Below are 26,301 nucleotides of genomic sequence, written 5' to 3' on the forward strand. Positions count from 1 at the left end.
CTTATTCTATTGGGTCTTTTTCTAAATGACGTTTTTGATTTGCTGAGATTCCCATTACTAATCCTAAGGCCATCGAAAGGACAAACATACTTGAACCACCATATGAAATAAATGGCAATGTAACACCTGTAATAGGTAAAAGTCCTACTACAGCGCCTACATTAAATATGATTTGGACAAACATAAACATTCCAACACCATAACAGATTAATCGATCATATAAATTATTAGCACGAATCCCAATCAAAAAGATTCGTAAAATAATAAACATAAGTACTAAAAGAATTACAGCTGTCCCAATAAATCCTAATTCTTCAGCAATAACAGATAAAATAAAATCAGTATATGGTTCAGGTAGGTAGCCACGTTTTTCAATACTGTTTCCTAAACCTAAACCAAAAAAACCACCATTACTAATGGCATAATATGAGTTAACTAATTGACGTCCTGCACCTTGAATATATTTAAATGGATTATAAAATGCAATAAAACGATCAATCCCATAATACCATTTTTTTAATCCTTGAATAAATGACAATCTTGGCAATTGAAGAGCAATTATACACATTACAACCGATGCTAAAATAATAAATAAATTTGATATTTTTAATCCCAATTTTCTGTAACAGAAACTTTGTTCAGAATTGCGGCATGTTATAAACATAATTAGTACAATAGCTAAATTAATCATAAGTCCACCTGTATCAGGTTCTATAATAATTAAAAAAAGCAAAAGTGCAATAAAAATATAAGGTTTCTTTTTATTTACTTGAATTCCTTGCTGCTCTTTTTTACTCCAATTAGCAAAACAATATGCGCAAAATAATACTAGATATACCTTACAAAATTCAGCAGGTTGAATACTAAATGCTCCTAGTGAAATCCAGCCATGAGCACCATTTACGGCAGGCATTAAAAACCGTGCGACAAATAGTAATACAGCTAAAATTCCCCACCAGACCATTAAGCCAATTCTATTTGTAAATTTTTTTAATGATATATGTGAAAATAAAAATAATAAAACAAGACCAATAAATACATACAGCACTTGTTTAATCATATACTGTGATGAATTTGTACTTACATACGATAAATTAATTGAACTTGCTGAATAAACCATAATAATTCCAGTTGCACATAAGAAAATATATGGAATAAATAACATCCAATCGAAATATTTAATTTTTTCACTTATTTTTTTAATAATTAATTTCATAACTCCAGAAATTCCATTCTTTGTCATTTTTATATTAGGTTTAAAGTGATTAATCCTAACGTAACCACCCTTCTCTTTAGAATAAACACTCTTCAAAATTATAACACAAACAATTTATGAAAAACTATGAAAAACAAAAAGTACTCACAATTTCTTGTGAGTACTTTACTTAAAGTTTTAATATTATTGTTTTGCTCTCTTATCACGTTTTGCAGCTTTTTCACGTTCATTTGTATTTAAAATACGCTTACGTAAACGAAGATGATTTGGTGTAACTTCAAGTAATTCATCTTCATTCAAGAATTCCATACTTTCTTCCAAAGTTAAATGTTCTGGAGTCTTAATTGTAGCTGTTTGATCTTTAGCTGCTGCACGAACGTTTGTTAAGTTTTTACCCTTTGTAACGTTTACTGAAATATCACGTTCACGAGAAGACTTACCTACAATCATACCTTCATATACTTCTGTACCTGGATCAACGTAAATTGTACCACGGCCTTCAACACCCATGATTGCATATGTTGTAGCTTTACCTTGATTAATTGAAACTAAAGCACCGTTTCGACGACCAGGTTCCCAATTACGAATTACAGGTTTATATTCAGAGAATGTATGATTTAAGATACCATAACCACGTGTCATTGATAAGAATTGTGAATCATAACCAATTAAACCACGTGTTGGAACAGAAAATTCTAAACGTGTTTGACCATTACCGTTTGGTTCCATATTCTTCATTTCACCTTTACGTTGTGCTAATGAATCAATAATTGAACCAGTATATTCATCTGGAGTATCAATAATTACACTTTCAAATGGTTCACTAAGTTTTCCATCAATTTCACGATAAATAACTTTTGGACGTGAAACTGATAATTCATATCCTTCACGACGTAATTCTTCAATTAAAATTGATAAATGTAATTCTCCACGTCCTGAAACTGTCCATGCATCTGGAGAATCTGTATCTTCAACTTTAAGAGAAACGTCAGTGTGTAGTTGTTTCTTCAAACGATCTTCTAATTTACGCGCAGTAACATTGTCACCATCTTGTCCAACAAATGGAGAGTCACTTTGCATAAATGTCATTTGCAATGTAGGAGGATCAATACGCAAAACAGGGAGTGCTTCAGGATGATCAACTGGACATACAGTTTCACCTACATTAATTTCTTCCATTCCAGAAACAGCAATTAAATCTCCTGCTTTAGCTTCTTGAATTTCAACTTGATTTAATCCCATAAATCCAAATAACTTAGTAACTCTAAAGTTTTGTTGTGATCCATCAAGTTTCATAACTGTAACTTGATCCCCAACTTTAATAGCTCCACGGAATACACGACCGATTCCAATTCTTCCTACGAAATCATTGTAATCAAGCATTGCCACTTGGAATTGTAATGGTTCATCTGAATTATCAATTGGTGCAGGAATTGTATCTAAAATTGTATTGAAAATTGGATCCATTGTGTGTTCTTGAGTAGATGGATCTGGATCCATTGAAGTTGTTCCGTTCATAGCAGAAGCATAGATAACTGGGAATTCTAGTTGATCTTCATCTGCTCCTAATTCGATAAATAAATCAAGAACTTCATCAACAACTTCTTCAGGACGAGCACCTTCACGGTCAATTTTATTAATAACAACAATTGGTGTTAAATGTTGTTCTAAAGCCTTTTTTAAAACAAAACGTGTTTGTGGCATTGTTCCTTCAAAAGCGTCAACAACTAATAATACACCATCAACCATTTTCATAATACGTTCAACTTCTCCACCGAAGTCAGCGTGTCCTGGTGTATCTAAAATATTAATTTGTTTATCACCATATTTAACGGCTGTGTTCTTTGAAAGGATAGTGATTCCACGTTCCTTTTCAATATCATTTGAGTCCATTGCACGATCACTAATTTCAGTATGATCATCCAATGTATTTGACTGCTTTAATAATTCATTAACTAAAGTTGTTTTACCGTGGTCAACGTGTGCGATAATTGCAACGTTACGGATATCTTCACGTCTTTTCAATTTATAGCTTCCTTTCGTTTCTATTCGATTATCAAAAAACACTATACAATTAATTTCATAAAATTATGAAAATTTAATTATTTTTTTCACTAATATTCAGAAAAAAACTGTGACATTGGCCACAGTTAAATCAGGCATGAATAAGCTGATTAATTTGCGCTTGAGCGCTTTTCGTCGCTACTAGTACAATTTTTGATGATAGCACATTTATATCGCTTCCGTCAATTGCATCAACAGTTAAATTTAAAGTTTCTGCCAAAATTTTTCCAGCTGCATAATCCCATGCATGTAATTTTGAAACATACCCAATTGTTTCCCCTTTTAAAACGTGAATAAACTCGATTCCTGCACTTCCGTACATTCTAATACCCGAAGTTTGTTTTGCTATTTCTTTCATATTAAACTCATCGTTTAATATCATTGGCAAGCCCATACCGAGTAAACCATCTTCTAATTTTGAATTGCGTGGTGCTTCAAGTTTTTTATAATTTTCAAATACTCCTATATTAGGTCCGCCCCAATATAACTTTCCATTACACATGTCCATAATATATCCTAAAATAGGTTTCTGATGATCATACACAGCAATCATACTTGCAAAATGATTCTTTTCTTTTACAAAATTCATTGTCCCATCAATTGGATCAATGACAAAGAAAAGATCTTTTGAATTTTTTAATTGATCTTTCTCACTTTCTTCTCCCATAATTTTAGCATTAGGAAAATTTTCTTTTATATTATCAATATAAAATTTTTCAATTGTTTTATCCATATTTGTAACTAAATCATTCCGATTGGACTTAGTTTTAATATTTAATTTAGTGTCAAAACTTTCCAGTGCCATTTTTCGTGCTTCAAACATCAATAACTTAATTTTTTCATCAATTTTTTCCCAATGCACTTTTTTCACCTCATTTTAAATTTTTTTTGATTAGATTCTTGTGCAGATTTTATTGTTTTATAAATACTAAAACCTGAAACTTCTTTATAACGATGATCTATTTGTTTTTGTGCAGCAATTGAAGGTTCTATTTTTTTAAATTCTTCTACCATTTTTAAAAAGCATTCTCGATTTACTCCAATAGTATTTGCTTTTTCTACCATTGCATAAAACTCTACCATTTTAATAATTTCATCTTTTGACCATTCATCCATTAATGGATATGAATAATTTTCTTGCATCTAACTTTACTTCCTTATATTTAACTTTCAAAAACTTTACACTTAATTTTATTATACTTTGTGATATTATAAGTGGTAAAGAATTAATTACTAGGAGAGTTTTAAAATGATCACAATGGATGATATTATTCGTGAAGGTCATCCAACCTTACGAAAACGTGCAAAGGAATTAACATTTCCTTTATCAGACGATGATAAAAAATTAGCTGCACAATTGATGGAATTTTTGGAAAATAGTCAAGATGAAGAAATCGCAGCTAAATACAAATTACGTGCTGGTGTTGGTCTGGCAGCTCCTCAAGTTGACAAGAGCATTCGTATGACAGCGGTTTTAGTTCCAGATTCAGATGGTAATCCGGTATTTAAACACGTATTAGTAAATCCTAAAATTATTAGTGAATCTGTACAAAAAGCTGCTTTAGCCGAAGGTGAAGGTTGCTTATCTGTTGATCGTGAAATTCCAGGTTATGTTCCACGTTCAAATCGCATTAAATTGCGCTGGTTTGATTTAGATGGTAATGAACATGTAGAACGTCTAAAAGGATACACATCAATTGTTGTTCAACACGAAATTGATCACTTAAACGGTATTTTATTCTTTGACCATATAGGTGATAATCCTTTTGATGTTCCAGAAGGCACATTAATTATTGAATAATTAATAAAAGAGGAATTGTTTAAACAATTCCTCTTTTATTTTGTATGATCAGACTTTTCAACGTCATGAACATATGACCAAGTTTCTTTATTTGTAATATGTGAAATATCTATATGTAATACATTTGCAAATAACCAAATATCTGATATCACAAAAACTGGATGTGTTTGATATGCAGGTAAATTTTTCTCCTTTGCATATCTTTCTAATGAACTTTGTAATTGCCTTTGAATATTTTTCAGATCATTGATTTTAATTCCAGATACTTCAATGGAATATTCAAATGCTGTCACTTTACTTTCCCATACATTAGACACAAATTCTGAAGTAATTTTTTGATCTTTATTTAATCAAATCTCTTTCACGCTCTTTATTGCTTCTTTAAATGCATCATTCGTTATTTTTTGACTATTTCTCTGAAGTAATAATAAAGCCTTACGTTCACGTTGTTTTTTTATCAGTATTAAAATTCCTAATACCATTAAAATAACTAAAATAATTAGTATATATTTAACCATTTTAATCACCTACTCTATTAATTATAAAGCATACGGAAAAAAATATCGAAAATTTGCTTGTTCTTTAATCTATTTTATCTTGTTTTCTATACTTAACACTTTCATTATGCTAAAATGGAATTAATTATTGTGCAAGCAATTCTAGTTCGGAAGTTTTAATTTAATTTTATTCTTTCGCAATTTGTGAAAAATAAATATCAAAGGAGATTTTAAATTAATGATTTTTAAAGTATATTATCAACCAACAAAAACAATTAATCCTCGTAGAGAAAATACTGAAGCTTTATATTTAGATGCAAAATCAGAAGTCGAAGCTCGTTTACTTGTAGAAGAAAATACAGATTATAATGTTGAATTTATCGAAGGTTTAAATTCAAAGGCTTTAGACTATGAAAAGCAAAGTGAGAATTTTAAATTAACGGAGTTTTAGCATATGAAACAACTCAAAGTTAAAAATAATGAAACTGCCGTTTTTGCAATCGGTGGTTTAGGCGAAATTGGGAAAAACATGTACGGTGTTCAATTTCAAGATGAAATTATTGTAATAGACGCTGGAATTAAATTCCCTGAAGATGATTTATTAGGTATTGACTACGTTATTCCTAATTTTCAATATTTAGTAGCTAATAAACAAAAAATTAAAGCTTTAGTAATTACCCATGGTCACGAAGATCATATTGGTGGTATTCCTTATTTACTAAAACAGATTAATGTGCCTATTTATGCTGGTCCTTTACCATTAGCATTAATTAAAAGTAAATTAGAAGAACATGGATTACTTAGAAGCGCAGAATTACATGAAATAAATGAGGATACTATATTAAAATTTAGAAAAACTAGTGTTTCATTTTTCAGAACTACTCACTCTATTCCAGATACATTAGGTGTTGCTGTAAAAACACCTTCAGGTACAATTGTTGAAACTGGCGATTATAAGTTCGACTTAACACCAATTACTAATCAGCCACCTAACCTTCAAAAAATGGCTAAATTAGGTTCTGACGGTGTTCTATGTTTACTCTCTGATAGTACAAATGCTGAAATTCCTAACTTCACAAAATCAGAAAAATGGGTAGGCCACTCTATTCGCCACATATTTGAAAAAGTTGATGGTCGCATTATATTTGCAACCTTTGCATCAAACATTTCAAGAATTCAACAAGCTGCCGATGCAGCCATTAAACGTGGTCGTAAAATTGCCGTTTTTGGTAGAAGTATGGAAGCTGCCATTGTTAATGGACGTGAGCTTGGATATTTAAATATTCCCGAAGATGCAATTATTGATGCACGTGAAATTAATAATTTACCTGCAAATAAGGTTATGATTTTATGTACTGGTTCTCAAGGTGAACCAATGGCTGCATTAAGTAGAATTGCTAATGGTACACATAGACAAGTAAGTATTCAACCTGGAGACACAGTTGTATTTTCAAGCTCCCCTATTCCCGGTAACACAACGAGTGTAAATCGAGTTATTAATGAATTAGAGGAAGCTGGAGCAAATGTTATTCACGGAAAAGTAAATAATATTCATGCATCAGGACATGGTGGTCAAGAAGAACAAAAATTAATGCTTCGTTTAATCAAACCTAAATATTTCATGCCAATTCACGGTGAATATCGTATGTTAAAAATTCATACTGAATTAGCTGAGCAATGTGGTGTTCCTCAAAACCGTTCATTTATACTTGAAAATGGAGATGTTTTAGCTTTAACAGCAAACTCTGCACGTGTTGCAGGCCACTTTAATGCAAGTGACGTTTATGTTGATGGCTCCGGAATTGGAGATATTGGAAACATAGTTTTACGCGATCGACGGACTTTATCTGAAGAAGGTTTAGTAGTTGTTGTTGCAACAATTGACATGAAGAAACACAAAATAATTGCAGGTCCTGACTTTTTGTCACGTGGATTTATCTATATGCGTGAATCTGGTGAATTAATTAATAAGGGTAAAAAACGAATTGCTCGTACAATCAATCGTATTTTAAAAAATAACAAAAAGATTTCTGAAGCAATGATAAAGGATGCAATTGTTTCAGATTTGCAATTGTTCTTATTTGAACAAACTGAACGCCATCCAATGATCTTACCTATGTTAGTTACAATTTAATTAAAAAAGATTATGCAATTGCATAATCTTTTTTTTCGCCATTATATCTTAGTTTTTTCTTAGAAATATTGTAATTTTTTTTTTACATGTCATAATTAATTATATAAGTATTTGGTGAGAGGAGTTGAGAGAATGATTAAGTCATTTTACATCATTGTTAATTCACATGCGAATTTTGGCAATGCAAAAAAACAATGGCAACAAATCAAACAATATTTAGATGAACATAAAATTAATTATCGTTCTCAAGAAACTGCTACCAAGGGAGATGCAAAACAATTTGCAATGTCCTTTCTAAAATCATTAAAATATAATGATTTTGATAAATATGTAATTCTTGTTATTGGTGGTACTGGCACTTTAAATGAAGTACTAACTGGAATTAAAGATGCAAATAAAACTAATATTCCAATTAGTTTTATTAGTGTCGGACAACATCACCAATTTGCAAATCAAATTGGTATTGCACATAATCCAATTACTGCATTGAAACAAACTTTAAATGCAACTGAGGCAGAAAATTATTCTTTAGTTCAATATTACGAATCTAATCATGAAGAAACAGGATATTTTTTAGATAGTTATTTAATTGGTTTAGAAGCAACATTATCTTCCATTCGTAATAAAAATCACCATTCATGGATGAATTCACATTTTAAATGGCTTTCAAATTTTAATAGTATTTGTAAAGCATATTATAATAGCCTAGATTCATTTGATGTTACTCTGAGAATTGGCCATCAGTATAAATTTTATAAAAAAGCTTTTCTTTTAAATTTATATAATCATACTCATGAAACGGATTTTTCAAAGAATGATAACTCCCTTGAAATAGTGATAATTGACAAAATTAATATTTTTACCTTTTTGTTACTTTTATTATCATCGCATTTTTATAATTCATATAAATTACCTTTTATTCATTCTTATCATACAGATAATGTACATATTACTGTTAACTCACTCGAGCAAACACAAATAGATAGCCGTGACATCGGTGGAAAATATAATGATTTATATTTAAAAATCGTTGAATATCCATTTTGGCTTAATATCGATAGTGTTTCTTTAGATGAGCGTCGAAAAAAATAAAAACAGAACGATAGAGATTTTATTCTCAATCGTTCTGTTTTTATTTATCCATAAAATCCATAGGTTTAATATCATGCATCCCAATCAAAGGATCAATCTTACTCTCATTAATTAAAGAATTTGTTAGTATCATTTCTTTTTTATCTTTAATTCCATCATTCTCATTATTTGAATCTGATTCTTCATCTTTTTGCTGAACTTTGTGATCCAAATCAAAAATACTTAACAACATTTCTTTTAAACCAGTTTGCCTATTTGAAGATACTATTGACGCACTTTCAGCAAAAGCATCTTCCTCACCCAACATAACTAATTTTTTCTTTGCTCTACTAATTGCTGTATATAACAGATTTCTAGCAAACATTCTAGAAAATTGTCGTACCATTGGTAATATTACAAATGTAAATTCCCCACCTTGTGATTTGTGAATAGACATACAATATGCTAATGTTAGTTGATTCCAATTTTTTCGTTCATATGAAACTTCATTTCCATCAAAGCTAACAATAATTCTATCCGCTTTAATTTTTTTCTTTGGATTTTTTAAATCAATCCCAATGACTTTTCCAATATCTCCATTAAAAATATTTTTTTCAGGATCATTTACTAATTGTAATACTCGATCACCAATTCGAAATATTTGTTGATTTATTTGAATCTCTTTTCGCCCAGTTTTAGGTGGATTAATTATCTCCTGAAGTTGCATATTTAATTGATCAATTCCAGCTTCTCCTTTATACATCGGAGCTAACACTTGAAGATCATCAGCAGAGTATCCTTTCTTTATCCAAGCATTTACTATTTGTTTTAAAACTGATTTAACTTGGAATGAATGACATGGAATAAAAGAACGATCTGGAAATTGCTTTGTGAAATTCGATGGTAACTTTCCCTCTTGAATGCTATGAGATAATTCAACAATTGATGAATCTTCTGATTGTCTATAAATTTTTGTAAGTTCTACTTTTGCAATTTGATTACTTTCTAATAAGTCTGCAAAAACTTGCCCTGGCCCAACAGAAGGAAGTTGGTCTTTATCACCTACAAAAATCAACTGCATATTATATGGAACTGTTCCTAAAAGAATATTCATCAATTCTGTATCAACCATTGAAGTTTCATCAATAATTAGTAATTTTCCAGATAACTCATCTACTCTTGATTCAGATAATTCTTCATCATGCCCATTTATTCCTAACATACGATGAATAGTTCTAGCTGATAATCCTGTAGCTTCTGTCATTCTTTTAGCAGCCCTTCCTGTTGGCGCTGCTAATAAAATGGGCATATCATTGTTATCCTTTTGCTGTTTTAATTTAACTAAATCTATATCATTTAATTCAGCAAATAGGCCTACAATCCCATTAATAATAGTGGTTTTACCAGTTCCAGGTCCTCCTGTTAATAGAAAAATTCTTGAATTAATAGCTTTAAAAATTGCATTTTTTTGTATATTGTCAAATTCTATTCCTAGCGAATTTTCAACTTTCTGTAATAATTTTTCAAGCCGACTTTGTTTATAGTCTTTTTCATTTTGATTTTCTTCAATCGCATATATTTTATTAGCAATTGAATGTTCTTGATTATATATTCTACGTAAATATACATGACGATTATCAATAATAATTTTATATTGCTTTTCTAATTCTATAATTTGATCTGCAACTTTTTCTGGATCAATTTCAGTTTTTCTTCCCTTTTCAAGCAATTTAATTGTATGTTCAATTACTTGTCGAAAAGTAGCATATGTATTTCCAGATTCATAGCAAATATCATTTAATACTTGGAAAATCGCTCCATTAATACGAATACTTGAATCATCTGCTATTCCAATTTCTTGTGCAATTTGATCTGCCTTTACAAAACCTATTCCATCAATATCAATAGATAATTTATATGGATTCTCATTAATAACAGAAAGTGCTTTTTCATGATATTTAGCATATATTTTTGCACTTAAATTACTTGAAAAGCCATAATTATTTAACGTAATTATAATTGTATCTGCTTGATTATTTTCTTTAATCCCTTTTGTTAGTACTTTGCATTGACGTTTACTTAATCCTAAATGCTCAGCTCTTTCAGGATCTTGTATCAATAATTGAAGTGCATTATCACCTAAAATTTTTATAATTTGTTTAGCTGATTTTTTCCCAATTCCTGGAAATTTTTCACCAGAAAAATAATTTATTAATCCTTCTGTTGTATTTGGTAATTGAATTTCATAATTTTGAGCACTTAATTGCATACCATAACGAGGATGTTCCACTAAATGTCCAATAAATTTATATTGATTGTCTTCATCAATATTTGCAAAATTACCAACAACAGTAATTGTATGTTCTTTCCAATTAAAATTATCTTCATCAATACTTACAAGTAATACTTTATAAAAATTATCTGGATTTTGAAAGAAGATACTTTTTACTCTTCCAATTACATATTGTTCTTTATTTTGACTTTGATCATCATTCATTTTTACTATTTATATCCTTTGACTCAATTGCTTTTTCAATATCATTCAATCTTGAATACATTTTTTTATAATAATTGGGATCTAGTTGTTTGACTTTTTTGAAATACAGATTCCCTACTTCCTGACTTTCCTTTACAAAACCAATAATACCAAGTTGAAAATTTGTATGTACATCATTTTCATTCATTGATAATGCTTTTAAATAATATTCTTTTGCTTGATTAAGATCTCCTAATGCAAAAAAACAATCTCCCAATAACTTAACTGGCTCTATATCATTTTTTAATTGTTCACTAGCTGTTAATGCAAATGCCATTGCTTGTTGATATTGATTTTGTGCATAAAATGCCTGACCTATCATTAAGTATGCATTTCCACTTAATTCTTTATCGGTAACTTTTTGAAATGCATCAATTGCTTCAGGATATAAACCTGCGCAATAGTAAACATTTCCTAAACCGTAATTAATTTTACTTTGTTGATCTTTTTCATGAAAAATTGTTAATGCTTTTTTAAAAAGTTCTTCTGCTTGAGGAAAACTCTGCATTTCAGTTAAAATTGTCCCCAACTCATAATAATTAGATAATTCATATGGATTTTCATCAATTTCTTTAACTAACTTATGTGTTAATTTTTCGGCTTTTTTTTGCCGTTCTTTTCTAATATTCTTACTTTTATGCATATGTCAAATCCTTATATAATGTCTGTAACATCTAGTTTTCTTTTTAAATAATCTGTCTTATTCCATTCAAGGCAATCAAATTTTTTACCATCGTTTGTTTTTAAAATTGTTGTACTTGTGTTAGCTAATCCGCCCTTATCACGAATATGTGCTAATGGAATTCCCATTAAATGGCGAATTTCAGCTCCAAGGGCAGCTCCATGACTCACCACCAAAATATTACTTTCAGGATATCTCTCATAAATTTTTTGGATTTTAGGTGTCATTCGTGCAAAAAGTTCCGGATATGATTCGCCTTCTATTTTTGAAGGATCATATAAATCAGGATGGTGTCTAAAATTGTATACTTCTTCTGGATATTTTGCTTCAGCATCAGTAAATTTCATTTTTTCCATCTTACCTAAATTAAATTCCATGAAGGCTGGATCAACTTCTATTTTCAAAGTTGGTTGATTTAAATACTTCTTAATTTCTTGTGCTGTTGTCATTGTTCGCTTCAATGGGCTACAATATATTTTTTCAAATTGAATATTTTTTAAATAATCTGCTAATTCTTTGATTTCTTTATAACTTTCAGGTAATAGAGGTGAGTCCCCTCTAGATCCTTGGTATCTACCTTCTAAATTCCATTCAGTTTTTCCATGTCTAATAAAATAAAATTTTGTCATTTTGAGGTTCCTTTAACTAATTGTTATGTTTATTATATCATTAAAAATTTTATGATTAATTAAAAAGGTCATGACAATTTGCCATGACCTTTAATAAATTAAACATATTGTAATAGTTTACCATTTTGATATGCATGATCAATTGTTCCACTACCAATACATTCTTCACCATCATATAATACTACTTCTTGTCCTGGCGTAATTGCACGTACAGGATCATCGAATTCAACTTCCATTTTAGTATGGTCATCATTTAAATGAACAGTTACGCCAGAATCTTTTTGGCGATAACGGAATTTAGCAGTACAATGAAAATCATTCCCACGTTTTTCAATTGGAGCAATAAAATTAATCTTTGATGCATCTAAGCTAGTCGCATAAAGATGTTCATTATGGTATCCTTGCCCTACATATAAAGTATTAGTTTTAATGTCTTTACCAACAACAAACCATGGCTCATTACTCTTACCATCACCGCCAATACCTAAACCTCGACGTTGACCAATAGTATAATTCATTAAACCATAATGTTTTCCTTTTACTTCACCTTCAAAAGTTTTCATTATACCAGGTTGTGCAGGTAAGAATTCACTTAAAAACTTACTAAAATTACGTTCACCAATAAAACATACACCTGTAGAATCTTTCTTCTTTGCAGTTGCTAATCCTGCTTTTTCAGCAATTTCACGTACTTCAGATTTTTGCATTCCACCAATTGGGAACATTGCTTTTTCCAAATGTTTTTGTGTTAACTGACTTAAAAAATATGTTTGGTCTTTATTAGGATCTGCACCACGTAATAAATGAATTATTCCATTATCATCACGAGAAACTTGTGCATAATGTCCCATAGCAATATAATCAGCATCTAATTTCATTGCATAATCCACAAATGCTTTAAATTTAATTTCACTATTACACATAACATCGGGATTAGGAGTTCTTCCTGCTTTATATTCTTTTAAAAAGTATTCAAATACTCGATCCCAGTATTCTTTTTCAAAATTAACTGAATAATATGGTATTCCAATTTCTGCAGCTACTTTTGCAACATCTTCGTAATCTTCTGTCACTGTACAAACGCCACTGTCATTCTTTTCATCCCAGTTTTTCATAAATACACCAATAACGTCATAACCTTGTTGTTTTAATAAGTAAGCACAAACGGAAGAATCAACTCCACCACTCATTCCAACAACAACACGAGTATTTTTATTATTTTCCATAAACTCACCATCATTTCATTTAGATTCTGAATCATTAACGATTTGAAGGTCGTTTTTATTCAGTAACTATCATTATATACACGAAAAGTCCCCTATTGCAAGAGGACTTCATAGATTTCCTTACAAAAAATAAGGGATTTAAATTTTAGCAATAATTTTACGTTCAATTAAGTTATTTAAAATGTAATTTAATTGTTCGATATGTGTTTCCTTATCTTTTCCTGTAAAAATATTCACTTCACGAATACCATTTGCAGTTGTTGTAACCATTTTAAATTTTTTTAAATCAGCTTCAACAACCATCTTAAATTTAAATCCTTGATTATATGGAGATGAAGGATCTAAAGATTGCTCAAATTGAAATTTTCCATTTTTAGATTCAACAAATCCCACATCACGTAATGAATATTTTTTTATTTCTGATGATAATGAATACTTTTGTTTATCACCCATAAGTTGAGCTGTATCTGAATATGCCATGTAGTAACTTCTCCTTTTAAAATTAATGTTTAAGACGATTAATGATTTTTACCAATATATCAATTGTTCTGTCAATTTCATCTGCAGTATTTTCCACACCAAAACTAAATCTAATTGATTCTTTAGTACGTTCAGAATTTTCTCCATACATTGCTTTTAAAACATGTGATGGTTCAAGTGATCCTGCCGTACATGCAGATCCTGCCGCAACTGAAATTCCGCTTAAATCCAAATTGGTAATCAAGACATCATTAGGAACTCCCTTAAACCAAATATTTAATACATGAGGTAACTCACCATCATTCATTTTACCATTTATTTCAAAATCAATATTATTTGCTTTTAATCCTGCAACAATTTGCTCTTTAAATTTATAATAACGATTTGTTCTTTTAATTTTTTCCTCTTTATTATCTATTTCTACCGCTTTAGCAAAACCTGCAATTCCAGGAATATTTTCTGTTCCTGCACGTCTCATTAACTCTTGGTCTCCACCTCTTATATATGATGGCAATTTTAAACCATCTCGTTCATATAAAAATCCCAAAAACTTAGGGCCATTTAACTTATGAGCTGAAGTAGAAAGCAAATCAATGTGATCTCTTTGAACATCAATATCTAATAATCCATATGCTTGAACTGCATCAGTATGGAACCAAGCATTTGATTCTGAAACAATTTCACCGATTTCATGAATTGGCATTTTACTTCCAACTTCATTATTCCCTGTCATTATAGAAACAAGAATTGTATCGTCACGTAATTCTCGTTTTAAATCATCTAAGTTAATTAATCCATTTTCATCTACAGGTAAATATGTTACTTCAAAACCCTGACTTTCCAAATACTGCATTGGTTTTAGTACTGCTTCATGTTCTATTGAAGTTGTTATCAAATGACGACCGATATTTTTGCGTTTATTTGCAGTCTGTATAATCGCAGTATTATCACTTTCAGTACCACCACTTGTAAAAATAATCTCACTATCTAATTTTGCATTTATAGATTCAGCGATTGTATGCCGACTCATATCTAATACTGCACGAGCTTCTCTCCCATATGAATTAACTGCAGAAGCATTTCCAAATGTATTGCTCATTGCGTCAGAAATAGTATCTACTACATCTTTTAACATAGGAGTCGTTGCCGCATTATCTAAATATATTCTATCCATTATAATTACGCCTCTTTTGATAATAATGTTAATATCATTTTTGCAGAACGTTTCCCTGCTTCAATAATAAATTCATCAAATGATTGGCTAGCTTCTTCATCACCAACATCTGACATCGCCCTAATAACTAAATATGGTACAGAAAAATCATGCGCTACTTGTCCTACAGCTGCACCTTCCATTTCACAGCATAATGCATCAGGATAAATTTCCTTAATTTTTTTAATTTTAGCTTTTGAATCAATAAATTGATCACCAGTTACTATTAAACCTTCTTTTACACTCAAATCGCTCTTAATTGCAGCTTCACGTACTCTAGCTAATAAGTCTTTATCCGCAGGAAAGATTTGAGGTTGGCCAGGCAATTGACCTTTTTTATAACCAAATGCAGTTGCTTCAGCATCATGGTATGCTGTTCCTGTGGATAATACTACATCACCAACATGCAAGCCATCACCGATACCACCAGCTGATCCTGAATTAATTACAAAATCAACATCAAAATTATTTATCAAAAATGCTGCATTAATACCAGCTTGAACTTTACCAATTCCTGACTGTACTAATACTACCTCATTACCTGAAATATTGCCTTCATAATATTTCATATCACCAATTGATTGTTCTTTTTCATTATTTAAGTGATTTAGTAATTCTTTGATTTCTTCTTCCATTGCGCATATGATTCCATATTTCAAGTTAATATACCTCCTAAAAATTAACAAACCTCATTATCAAATACGTCAAAATAATTAAACCAATTAGTATAAATATTACAGCATTTAATTTTCTACTTAATGCTTTTGTTTTACGTTCTGTGTCTTTAATTTTTTGTCGTTTTATTTGATCTACACGAGATAAATTTTCTTCGTTTTCTTCATTATTATTTTCATCTAAATCATTTTCAGATTCAAAATCATCTTTAGATTTTTTTCCAATTTTTTTCCACAAGTTAGAAATATCATCATCTTGTGCCTGTGATCGTCTTAACGGTTTTTCTTCGTCATCTGCAAATTTGGGAGTTTTACTCCGTCGTAATGGTTGATCTGAATTAAAATCATCTTGATCATAAAAATGACGATTTTCGTTTTCTTCTTTCATATATTACTCCATCATTTGCCAAAACATAATAGCCATTAATGTTTTAGCATCACAAATTTCACCATTATTAATTGCTTCTTGTACTTCTGCTGCTGATAATTCTACTAACTCTAAAAATTCATCATCATCTTGTGGTAATTCTTTTTTTACTTCTTTAAGCCCAACTGCATGATACAAATACATCATCTCATCAGCAAAACCTGGAGATGTATAAAATTTAGTAAGTAATTCAAATTGATCTGCTTCAAATCGAGTTTCTTCATTTAATTCACGTTTTGCAGTTAGTAATGGATCGTCTTGTTCATCCTGTTCGATTTTACCGGCAGGAATTTCCAAAGTAACTTGACCTAATGGTGCTCGCCATTGTCTAATTAAAACCAATTTATTGTCTGGTGTAATCGCAATTATACCAACTGCTCCCTGATGATGAATAATCTCTCTACTTGCTTTTTTGCCATTAGGCAATTTAACCTCTTCTTCTGTCAAATGCACAACTTTTCCATCAAAAATTGTTCTAGTTGATAAAACTTCTTCTTTAAATTTCATATTATCATCCTCGATATTGTTGCTTTAATGATAATGATAGCAGACAATTAAAAAAAAATATAGACTAATTAAACCTCAAATAATTAAAAATAAAGGACTATAACATGGTTATAGTCCTTTATTTTAACTTTATTCTTCTAATCCTTCTTCAATTGCTTCAGGATAATCATGTCTAATAATTTCTGCACAGTGTGCACATAACATTGGGAAATCATTATCTTCGCCAATATCTGTCTTAATCATCCGACAACGAGGACATACTTCACCTTCTGCTTTTTCGATTTTAACTTTAACTTCGTCATAATCATCAGCAGATTCATCAGCTTCTGAAATAGGTAAAATATCTAATTTTGAAACAATCATTGCTTGTCTTATATCAGCATTCAAATTACTTAATTCTGCATGAACACCATCAGTAACATATAGCTTAACGTGTGCTTCAAATGATTTTCCAATTAATTTATTATCACGTGCAATTTCTAATGATTTGTATACATTTGAACGTACTTTCATGAAGCGTTCCCAGTTTTCTAAAATTGCATTTTGACCATCATAATAATTTACAGCTGGCATTTCAGATAATTGAGCAAATTCCTCATCTTCATGTAGATATTCCCATACTTCTTCTGTTGTATGAGGAATTACTGGTGTGAGTAACTTAGCTAAACGAACAACAATATCATATAAAACAGTTTGCATTGAACGACGTTTATGACCATCTGCTTCTTCAATATAAATTACATCCTTAGCAATATCTAAGTAAAATGCTGAAAGATCAGTTGTAATAAACTTAATAACTTTCTTATAAATATCATTAAAGTTATATTTAGCATAATCATCCAAGATTTCTTTTGTGAATTGATTTGCCTTAATTTCCATATATTGATCAATCGATTCTAATTCATCAAATGGTACTGTATTTTGTTTTGGATCAAAGTCAGTTACATTTGATAATAAGAATCTTAATGTATTACGGATCTTCCGATAACTTTCTGACATTTGTTGGAAACTACCCATTGAAACACGTACATCAGCTGAGGTATCAGCACTAAGTACCCATAGACGAATAATTTCTGCACCCATTTGTTTAATTACATCATTTGGTACAATTACATTTCCAAGTGATTTACTCATTTTATGACCCTTGCCATCAAGAGTAAAACCTTGAGAAATAACATGTTTATATGGAGCTTGATTATCAACTGCAACACTAGTAATCAAACTAGAGTTAAACCATCCACGATATTGATCTGATCCTTCAAGAACCAAATCAGATGGATAAGTTAAATAATCACGTGTTGCTAATACTCCTTGATGTGATGATCCAGAATCAAACCAAACATCCATGATATCTGTTTCTTTTCTGAATTTACCATTTGGTGAATGTTCACTAGTAAAGCCTTCTGGAAGTAAATCTTTAGCATCTTTTTCAAACCAAATGTTTGAACCATGTTTTTCAATTAATTTAGCAACATGTTCAATTGTTTCAGGAGTCATAATTGCTTCATCATCTTCACCATAGAAAATTGGTAGTGGCACACCCCAAACACGCTGTCTTGAAATTACCCAGTCTCCACGATCTCGAATCATATTGTGAAGACGTTTTTGTCCCCATTCAGGCATAAATTCAACATCATCAATAGCATTTAAAATATCAGTTCTAATTTTATCAACTGAAGCAAACCATTGTGGTGTTGCACGGAAAATGATTGGTTTCTTTGTACGCCAATCAAATGGATAGCTGTGTTCATAATCCATTTGCTTAATTAATGCATTTGAAGCTTTTAATTTATCTAAAGAAATTTGATTTGCATCTTCATAGAATACACCTTCAAAATCTTCACCAGCTTCTTTAGTTAAATAACCCTTAGCATCAACTGGAGCAAATACATCTAGCCCATATTTTAATCCAACTTTATAGTCATCTTCCCCGAAACCAGGTGCTGTATGAACTAATCCAGTACCAGCATCTAAAGTAACAAAGTCACCAAGCATAACTACTAATTCACGATTTTCATCAAATGGATGTTGAGCTTTAATATTTTCTAATTCAGATCCTTTAACAGTCTTTAAAGTTTTTACATCTGACCAACCAAATAATTCAGCATCTTGATTTAATAATTCAGAAGCAATAACAAATTTACGTGGATCATCATCATGCTGTACAACAGAATATTCAAAATTAGCAGAAATTGTAATTCCTTCTGATCCTGGAATTGTCCATGGTGTAGTAGTCCAAACTACCATGTATGTATCATTATCAAGAACACCATTTCCATCAATAACCTTTTCGCCATAAAAAGCAGATGGAGAAGTCACATCATGATATTCAACTTCTGCTTCAGCTAAAGCAGATTCACTTGACCATGACCAATAAACTGGTTTACGACCTTTATAAATTAATCCCTTTTCAACCATTTTACCAAAGACACGAATTTCTTGTGCTTCAAATTCTGGATTCAATGTTAAGTAAGGATTATCCCATTCAGCAGAAATTCCTAAACGCTTGAAATCTTCACGTTGCTTATTAACTTGCTTTAATGCATATTCACGGCATTTTTCACGAAATTCAGCAACTGATAAAGTTTTACGATCAACGCCTTCTTTTTTCAATTGTTGTTCAATTGGCAACCCATGAGTATCCCATCCAGGTACAAATGGAGCACGAAATCCCATCATAGATTTAGAACGAACAATAAAATCTTTTGAAATTTTATTCATCGCATGTCCCATATGAATATTTCCATTTGCATATGGAGGTCCATCATGAAGTACAAATGATGGCTTACCTTCATTTAATTTTTGACGTTTTTCATAAACTTTATTTTCTTCCCATACTTTTTGACGTTCTACTTCTTTTACAGGAAGATTACCGCGCATTGGGAATTTAGTTCTTCCCATATTTAATGTTTTCTTAATTCGCATAATCTTATCCTTTCTACTTTCTAATAATAAAAAAATCTCGTCTCCGCAAGGGACGAGATTTTCGTGGTACCACCCAAATTTAAGATATAAAATATCTACTTTAGCCATTGATAACGGTAATGAACCGACAATTCCTACTTTAAATATTCAAAATCGTTTAATTAAGATGATAATTTAGTTACAGGGAACTATCAGTCTTACACCAATCACTGACTCGCTTAAGTTATGTAAAAAAATCGCGTTCTTAATATTAGTCTAATTGATCATCATTTGCAAAATGTTGACCATTTACTTTTTTATCATCATTGTTTGAATTGTCATTATCTGGGAAAACGACAACTGTTTCAGCTTGATCATCAGATGCTGGAGAAACTTCTGCTTCTGGTTGAACAGGTTGGAAATTAAATTCTTCTTCATTTTCAATAGGATTAATTTCACGAGCGTTTTCTTTATCTAGAGTTTCATCTTGACGAATAGCATCTTGAATTTCTTCATAACTACTTGTTTTACCTTGTTTTAAGATAGAATCCCATTCACTACCCTTAACAACTTCAAGTTGAGATTCCATCATAACTTGAAGTTTTTGACGGAAGATGCGTGCTTGTTTTCTTAAATCATCAGTTTCAATAGCTAATTTTTTAGCTTTTTTAGATGCTTCATCAATGATATTACGTGATTTAGCATTAGCTTGATCAATAATGTCTTGACCTTGTTTTTGTGCTTCACGATTAATAATTTCAGCTTCGCGTTGAGAATTTGCCTTTACTTTATCAGCAGCTTCTTGAGCAACAATAATTGATTGGTTCAATGAATCTTTTAAATCATTGAAATATTTCAATTTTTCTTTATTTTGTTCTAAGCTATCACGTAAAGAATCGTTTTCTTTTAATAAGCTTTCATAGTCTTTGATAATTTGATCTAAAAATTCATTAACTTCATCTTGGTCATAACCATGAAATTTAACGTGAAATTCTTTGTTATTAATATCTAAGGGGGTCAAAGCCATCCCCATCACCTCCACTAATAATACATTTTAACATTTAATAAAAGTTTGGACTCAAAAAATATTAAATTTACACTTATTTTTTAATTATTGAAACACAAACTTTTAATTTTTGTTTTCTCGTTTCACCCAAAACATTGTTTAAACGAATTCTACCAAAACCTCGCACAGAAATTATATCATATTTATTTACTAAGTAATCAGGGTGATCTATACTTCCCCAATTTACTTGGACTTTATTATTATTAATCAATTCTTTTGCACGCATTCGAGAAATTCTATAACAATTAGCAATTAAATTATCTATTCTTAATGATGAAACTAAGATATTCTGTTCCTCCCAAGAACAAAGAGGAGTTAACATTGCATTTAAATTAATTGGTTCTAAATGAACATTTATTTTTCCAATTTGATTTACTTGTTCCTGTAAAAAACTACAAATTTTATGCTCTACTATAATTTGCCAATTACTACCATCAGTAATGATGTCTCCAACTACATTTCGTTTAATTCCAGAACCCATAATAGATCCTAAAATTTGTCCATGATGTAGTGTCGCAAACTTTTTTGGATACTTAATCTCTAGTAAAGCAAGTTCGAAATCTTCTTTCTCACATTTAAAGTAGTCTGGATAAAATAAAACTCTTTTTAGATCGGCATCTTGGTAACCACCAAAAGAAGACATTTTTACTGGTTCATCTTTTCCCAACAAACTTTGAGCTATATATATTTCTCTAGGATTCAAAAAATCAGTTAATACTGGTTGATAATCAATTTGTGCTTTTGTAATTTGACTTTCAAGTTTATCAATCACATCATGTTCATCGCTTTTGAAATGCTGATAAACATTTTCATTCATATTATCATATCCCAAATAATAATCTAATTAAAAATAATAATCCCTGTTCAACAAATTGTAATGCAAATAATGCAATAATTGGTGAAAAATCAATATTAAAAATTGGTGGGATAAAATGAAAAATGTCTAAAAACGGATTTACTATTCGTGCTAAAAAATAACCAAATTTAGTTTGAAGAGCTCCCGGAAACCAAGACATTAAACAATATACAACAATTGCTAATGTATACAGGTTAAATAACCCAATAATTATATTACTAATCAATCATTAACTCCTATTATAAATCTTGAAAATTTGTTTCAGTCAACATTCCTTCAACAGAATAATCAGCAGGTGTACATAAGAAAATTTCTTCTCCAAGACGTTTAATATCACCATCTGTTGCAAAAACAACACCCGACAAGAAATCCACTACTCGATGGATTTGTTCATTATCCATACGTTGAAAATTAACAATTGCAGCCTGACCGTCGAGTAATCTAGTTGAAATTTGTTTTACATCAGAAAATACTCGAGGCTCAAAAAGCATGATTTTCTTTTCAGAATGTTCATTTCTACTTACAATTGACATAACTTTATTGCCCCTTGAATTATCTCTTGCAAATTCATCTTTCGCTTTAATTGATGTAGTTTTTGATGTTTGTTGATCATTAACTTTTTCTTCATCAGCATCATATCCTTCAAAAAAGCGATTAATTCTTTCGCCTAGTGACATTTGTCAAGCCTCCTTTAATTTACTTACGACGATGACGTAAAAATGGTGGCGTATTATCATCATCATCTTGGTCAAAATTATTATTTGAAGATGATGAACCGAAAACATCAAAATCCTTCTTTTCAACATTTTCGAAATTATCACGCTGAGCATTATTACGATTTGTATTATTCATTTCAGTTGTAATATCCCAATTAGCTAATGGATCGTTGTTACGAGTATTTGATGTAGCTTGAGAATTATTTTGTAAACCATTATTTGAACTCATTGAATTGTTGTTCATTGAAGGTTTTGTTGTTTTACGTGAATTGCGTTTTTTATCAATTCCAGTAGCAATTACTGTAACTACAACTTCATCTTCTAAGTTTTCATTGATTGATGTACCAAAAATAATATTTACATCACTTGATGCAGCGTTTGTAACAATTTCTGATGCAGTTTGAGCTTCAAATAAACTCAAGTCTGGGCCACCAGTAATGTTTAATAGGACTTGTTCTGCTCCATCAATTGAAACTTCTAACAATGGTGAAGAAATAGCTTTCTTTGTAGCTTCTTCGATACGATTTTCACCATTTGCTGAACCAATACCCATTAATGCCGATCCTTTATCTTTCATAACAGTTGTAACATCAGCAAAGTCCAAGTTAACATAACCAGGTGAAGTAATTAAGTCTGTAATACCTTGAACACCTTGACGTAAAACATTATCTGCTTCTTGGAATGCTTGTAGCATTGGTGTCTTTTTATCAACAATTTCCAAAAGACGATTATTTGCAATGATAATTAATGTATCAACATGTTCTTTCATCTTTTGAACACCTTCAGCAGCAAAACGAGCACGCTTTGGTCCTTCAAAAGAGAATGGTCTAGTTACAACACCAACTGTTAATGCACCCATTTCTTTTGCTACTTTTGCAATTACTGGAGCAGCACCTGTACCAGTACCACCACCCATTCCGGCAGTAACAAAAATCATGTTTGCACCCTTTAAAGCTTCTGAAATTTGTTCTTCACTTTCTTCTGCAGCTTTTTCACCAACATCAGGATTTGCACCTGCACCTAATCCTTTTGTCAATTTAGGTCCTAATTGAATTTTTGTTTCAGCGTTAGAATTTTTTAATGCTTGAACATCAGTGTTAGCAGCAATAAACTCTACACCTTTAACATCTTCTGCAATCATACGATTTACAGCATTTCCACCAGCACCACCAACACCGATAACTTTGATATTGGCTTTGTTGTTTTCGTCTACTTCATAGTCCATTTGGTTCTCCTCCGTTGTTTTTGCTTAAAATTTCCATTCTAATTTTTAATCAAAGAAACTGCTGAAAAAGTTCTTAATCTTATTTTCTTTTTGTTTCTTTTGTTTTTTAGGTTGTTTTGCTTTTTTATTAGTACTTTGAGTTGGTGTTTTTTGATTTTTAGATACATTCTTCATAGGTTGCTTTTGAACAGGTTGTTGTACTTTTTGTGCAATAAAGTCAATATTATCTAATGTACTTTTTACAACCATGTTAATTTCGCTTTGATGAGTTGTATCTTCAATCAAACCAAGTACTTGAGAGAATTGTGGTGAACGTAAATTCATTTCTTGTGGATAGAAGATTTTAACTGGCACACCAAAAATTTCTTGAGCTAACTCAGTAATTCCTTGCATTGCGGCCATTCCGCCTGTCAACACAATTCCACCTGGTAATTGAAATGCGTTAATCGTTTCTAAAGATTGTTTAATCTTTTCAAATATTTGACGCATTCTTGCTTCAATTATTTCTGATAAATACTCTTCTGTAACCATTTCATCTTCCTGTTGGCCTACGACCTGTACAGGAACAGAATCATCTGTAGATGCTAATGACGCTAATGCATAACCATAGTTTCTTTTTAAGTTTTCTGCATTTTCTAATGAAGTATTTAATACAATTGAAATATCACGAGTTACATAGTTCCCGCCTTCTTGGTCAACATATGTATACTTAACTTTGCTATCATGAACAACAGCAGCAGTTGTTTGACCAGCACCTAAATCAATCAAAACAGCACCAAAGTCCTGTTCAGCATCACTTAAAGCGTATTTAGAAAGTGCAATCGGTGCAACTACGATATCATGAATTTTAAGACCTGCTTTTTCTACACATTTACGAATGTTATGTAAAATTGTTTTAGGTCCTGTATACATAACACCTTGCATTTCTAATCTAACACCCATCATTCCACGTGGATCTTTAATGTTGTCGATGTCATCTACATAAAATTCATCAGGAACAACATCAATAACATCACGTTCGGGTGGAAGATTTTGTACTAAAGCAGCACGTGTTACTTCATGAACGTCTTCATCTGTAATTTCGGCTGAATTACCATCTTGTGAAACAGCAATCATTCCCTTACAACGTTGAATTTGGAGCATATTTGCTGGTACACCAACAGTTACACTATCAATTTCAATATTTGCTTTTTGTTCTGCTTGTTTAATTGCTTCTTTAATTGTATCAACGGCTTGATCAATATCTACAATTACACCCCTAGACAAACCTTTAGAATGAGAACTTCCATAACCAATTATATTTAGTTGGTTTTTTAGGTATTCTGCAATCACGACTTTGATCGAGGCTGTTCCGATGTCCAATCCTACATAAATTCCAGAATTTTCCACCTTTTAATCCTCCAATCCAGTTTCTATAATTATCTTTCAAGAAAAATATCTTAATATTTAAATTTTAACACACAAACACTAATTTTTACTACCGCGAATCAAGCATTTAGAGCCCTTTTTTCCTAAATATTAATTTTTTCCATAAGGATATGAAAATGCTCCAACTTCAAGATCAACTACTCCGGTATAATTCATCTTAGAAACAATGCTAGGATAGTACTGCATTTTTTCAGCAAAAGTATCTGTCTTAGCAATTACTTGATTTCCATCATTCATATATAATTTAATCCTACCCGGATCTGCTTTTGTAGGATCTAAATGAATTTCAGAAATTCCTCTTTTTAAATTGCTGTCCAATTTATCATATTGTTTTGTCATTTCTTTTAATTCATCATTATTTTTAAAATTATAAAAGACGGGATAGTTTCCGTGTGGAGATTCAGTCCCATATTCATCCACCATCCCCGAAGAAGTCAATTTATAATACTTATTGTTTTTCATTAAATATCCAATTGTTGGATATTCTTGAATATCAATAATAACTTGACTTCCTTCATACTTAATTGTTGCTTTCTTTACTGAAGGAACTTTTTTATGAATTTGTTCTTCAATTTGGCTTGTATGTGGCCAAACACCAATTAATGACTCATAATAATGTAGATCACTAGCTTTAACAATTGCAATTCGTGTTTCTTTATCTGCAGCATTTACTTTAACCGATAAAATACGACTAAAAGGTAAAATAAAAAATAAAGAAGACAGGAATATAATTCCAAAAATAGCAATCAAAGCAACTGTACCTCTTGCTAATCGTTGTTTTCTAAGCTTATATGTTTGAGGTAATTTTTTTACAAAAGACCTTGAATCATTTGAATGATTTTTTCGCTTTTTTTGTTGCTTACGTTTTTTTGGGGCTTTTTCCCATGGTGTAAGCTCTTCTTTTGATTTTTTGATTTTTTTAAACGAATTGTGCATCACTTCGCCCCTT

At 30.9% G+C, this 26,301-nt stretch carries 27 protein-coding genes; 4 read left to right on the forward strand and 23 right to left on the reverse strand.

The window, feature by feature from the left end; all coding sequences use genetic code 11:
* Position 1: 1 nt before the first annotated feature.
* The 4 genes from QPK35_RS03985 to QPK35_RS04000 form a co-directional block, all read right to left on the reverse strand.
* The gene (locus QPK35_RS03985; RefSeq protein ID WP_290034180.1) at positions 2-1,216 is read right to left on the reverse strand and encodes an FtsW/RodA/SpoVE family cell cycle protein; all 1,215 of its coding nucleotides are present in this window, start codon (positions 1,214-1,216) and stop codon (positions 2-4) included.
* 183 nt (positions 1,217-1,399) lie between these two features.
* The gene (gene typA, locus QPK35_RS03990) at positions 1,400-3,241 is read right to left on the reverse strand and encodes a translational GTPase TypA (protein ID WP_290034181.1); all 1,842 of its coding nucleotides are present in this window, start codon (positions 3,239-3,241) and stop codon (positions 1,400-1,402) included.
* Between the two features lie 130 nt (positions 3,242-3,371).
* Positions 3,372-4,142 (reverse strand): inositol monophosphatase family protein, encoded by a 771-nt coding sequence (locus QPK35_RS03995; protein WP_321316000.1) that lies wholly within the window; start codon positions 4,140-4,142, stop codon positions 3,372-3,374.
* 5 nt (positions 4,143-4,147) lie between these two features.
* Positions 4,148-4,423: a UPF0223 family protein gene (locus QPK35_RS04000; RefSeq protein ID WP_290034183.1), complete on the reverse strand. Its 276-nt coding sequence runs from the start codon at positions 4,421-4,423 to the stop codon at positions 4,148-4,150.
* Between the two features lie 106 nt (positions 4,424-4,529).
* Here QPK35_RS04000 and def point away from each other — a divergent pair, with 106 nt between their 5' ends.
* Positions 4,530-5,081, forward strand: coding sequence for a peptide deformylase (def, locus tag QPK35_RS04005; protein WP_290034184.1), 552 nt, complete (start codon positions 4,530-4,532; stop codon positions 5,079-5,081).
* Positions 5,082-5,116: 35 nt separating this feature from the next.
* Here def and QPK35_RS04010 read toward each other — a convergent pair whose 3' ends face one another.
* On the reverse strand, positions 5,117-5,374 hold the full coding sequence (locus QPK35_RS04010) for a hypothetical protein (protein ID WP_290034185.1): 258 nt from the start codon (positions 5,372-5,374) through the stop codon (positions 5,117-5,119).
* 57 nt (positions 5,375-5,431) lie between these two features.
* Positions 5,432-5,599, reverse strand: coding sequence for a hypothetical protein (locus tag QPK35_RS04015; protein ID WP_290034186.1), 168 nt, complete (start codon positions 5,597-5,599; stop codon positions 5,432-5,434).
* Between the two features lie 217 nt (positions 5,600-5,816).
* Here QPK35_RS04015 and QPK35_RS04020 point away from each other — a divergent pair, with 217 nt between their 5' ends.
* The 3 genes from QPK35_RS04020 to QPK35_RS04030 all read left to right on the forward strand — a co-directional run bounded on the left by QPK35_RS04020 (position 5,817) and on the right by QPK35_RS04030 (position 8,804).
* Entirely contained in the window at positions 5,817-6,029 is a 213-nt protein-coding gene (locus QPK35_RS04020; RefSeq protein WP_290034187.1) for a DNA-directed RNA polymerase subunit epsilon, read from the forward strand.
* 3 nt (positions 6,030-6,032) lie between these two features.
* Positions 6,033-7,712, forward strand: a complete 1,680-nt coding sequence (rnjA, locus tag QPK35_RS04025) for a ribonuclease J1 (protein ID WP_290034188.1) — start codon at positions 6,033-6,035, stop codon at positions 7,710-7,712.
* Positions 7,713-7,844: 132 nt separating this feature from the next.
* Entirely contained in the window at positions 7,845-8,804 is a 960-nt protein-coding gene (locus QPK35_RS04030) for a diacylglycerol kinase family protein (protein ID WP_290034189.1), read from the forward strand.
* Between the two features lie 40 nt (positions 8,805-8,844).
* On the opposite strand, the gene recD2 is transcribed toward QPK35_RS04030, so the two are convergent.
* The 17 genes from recD2 to QPK35_RS04115 all read right to left on the reverse strand — a co-directional run bounded on the left by recD2 (position 8,845) and on the right by QPK35_RS04115 (position 26,288).
* Positions 8,845-11,280, reverse strand: coding sequence for an SF1B family DNA helicase RecD2 (recD2, locus tag QPK35_RS04035; protein WP_290034191.1), 2,436 nt, complete (start codon positions 11,278-11,280; stop codon positions 8,845-8,847).
* Positions 11,273-11,962, reverse strand: coding sequence for a tetratricopeptide repeat protein (locus QPK35_RS04040; RefSeq protein WP_290034192.1), 690 nt, complete (start codon positions 11,960-11,962; stop codon positions 11,273-11,275). Before QPK35_RS04040 ends, recD2 begins: the two co-directional genes overlap by 8 nt.
* Before the next feature lie 11 nt (positions 11,963-11,973).
* Complete coding sequence (locus tag QPK35_RS04045) at positions 11,974-12,630, reverse strand: histidine phosphatase family protein (RefSeq protein ID WP_290034193.1); 657 nt, start codon at positions 12,628-12,630, stop codon at positions 11,974-11,976.
* Between the two features lie 98 nt (positions 12,631-12,728).
* Complete coding sequence (mnmA, locus tag QPK35_RS04050) at positions 12,729-13,856, reverse strand: tRNA 2-thiouridine(34) synthase MnmA (RefSeq protein ID WP_290034194.1); 1,128 nt, start codon at positions 13,854-13,856, stop codon at positions 12,729-12,731.
* Between the two features lie 138 nt (positions 13,857-13,994).
* Positions 13,995-14,336 (reverse strand): DUF1831 domain-containing protein, encoded by a 342-nt coding sequence (locus QPK35_RS04055; RefSeq protein WP_290034195.1) that lies wholly within the window; start codon positions 14,334-14,336, stop codon positions 13,995-13,997.
* A gap of 22 nt (positions 14,337-14,358) precedes the next feature.
* Positions 14,359-15,510, reverse strand: coding sequence for a cysteine desulfurase family protein (locus QPK35_RS04060; RefSeq protein ID WP_290034196.1), 1,152 nt, complete (start codon positions 15,508-15,510; stop codon positions 14,359-14,361).
* Between the two features lie 5 nt (positions 15,511-15,515).
* Positions 15,516-16,208: a 5'-methylthioadenosine/adenosylhomocysteine nucleosidase gene (locus QPK35_RS04065; RefSeq protein ID WP_290034197.1), complete on the reverse strand. Its 693-nt coding sequence runs from the start codon at positions 16,206-16,208 to the stop codon at positions 15,516-15,518.
* A 13-nt stretch (positions 16,209-16,221) separates the two neighbouring features.
* A complete protein-coding gene (locus QPK35_RS04070) occupies positions 16,222-16,611 on the reverse strand; it encodes a hypothetical protein (RefSeq protein ID WP_290034198.1) in 390 nt (129 codons plus the stop codon).
* 3 nt (positions 16,612-16,614) lie between these two features.
* Positions 16,615-17,157, reverse strand: coding sequence for an NUDIX hydrolase (locus tag QPK35_RS04075; RefSeq protein ID WP_290034199.1), 543 nt, complete (start codon positions 17,155-17,157; stop codon positions 16,615-16,617).
* 129 nt (positions 17,158-17,286) lie between these two features.
* Positions 17,287-20,082, reverse strand: coding sequence for an isoleucine--tRNA ligase (ileS, locus tag QPK35_RS04080; RefSeq protein WP_290034201.1), 2,796 nt, complete (start codon positions 20,080-20,082; stop codon positions 17,287-17,289).
* A 250-nt stretch (positions 20,083-20,332) separates the two neighbouring features.
* Entirely contained in the window at positions 20,333-21,088 is a 756-nt protein-coding gene (locus QPK35_RS04085; protein WP_290034202.1) for a DivIVA domain-containing protein, read from the reverse strand.
* A gap of 73 nt (positions 21,089-21,161) precedes the next feature.
* On the reverse strand, positions 21,162-21,944 hold the full coding sequence (locus QPK35_RS04090; protein ID WP_290034203.1) for a YlmH family RNA-binding protein: 783 nt from the start codon (positions 21,942-21,944) through the stop codon (positions 21,162-21,164).
* Positions 21,945-21,948: 4 nt separating this feature from the next.
* Positions 21,949-22,209, reverse strand: coding sequence for a YggT family protein (locus tag QPK35_RS04095; protein WP_290034204.1), 261 nt, complete (start codon positions 22,207-22,209; stop codon positions 21,949-21,951).
* A gap of 13 nt (positions 22,210-22,222) precedes the next feature.
* Positions 22,223-22,660, reverse strand: coding sequence for a cell division protein SepF (locus QPK35_RS04100; RefSeq protein ID WP_290034206.1), 438 nt, complete (start codon positions 22,658-22,660; stop codon positions 22,223-22,225).
* A 19-nt stretch (positions 22,661-22,679) separates the two neighbouring features.
* Entirely contained in the window at positions 22,680-23,924 is a 1,245-nt protein-coding gene (ftsZ, locus tag QPK35_RS04105) for a cell division protein FtsZ (protein WP_290034207.1), read from the reverse strand.
* Between the two features lie 45 nt (positions 23,925-23,969).
* On the reverse strand, positions 23,970-25,313 hold the full coding sequence (gene ftsA / locus QPK35_RS04110) for a cell division protein FtsA (protein WP_290034208.1): 1,344 nt from the start codon (positions 25,311-25,313) through the stop codon (positions 23,970-23,972).
* 129 nt (positions 25,314-25,442) lie between these two features.
* Positions 25,443-26,288, reverse strand: coding sequence for a cell division protein FtsQ/DivIB (locus QPK35_RS04115; RefSeq protein ID WP_290034209.1), 846 nt, complete (start codon positions 26,286-26,288; stop codon positions 25,443-25,445).
* Positions 26,289-26,301 lie beyond the last annotated feature (13 nt).

It is taken from the genome of Ligilactobacillus cholophilus, assembly GCF_030389495.1.
Lineage (GTDB): Bacteria > Bacillota > Bacilli > Lactobacillales > Lactobacillaceae > Ligilactobacillus > Ligilactobacillus cholophilus.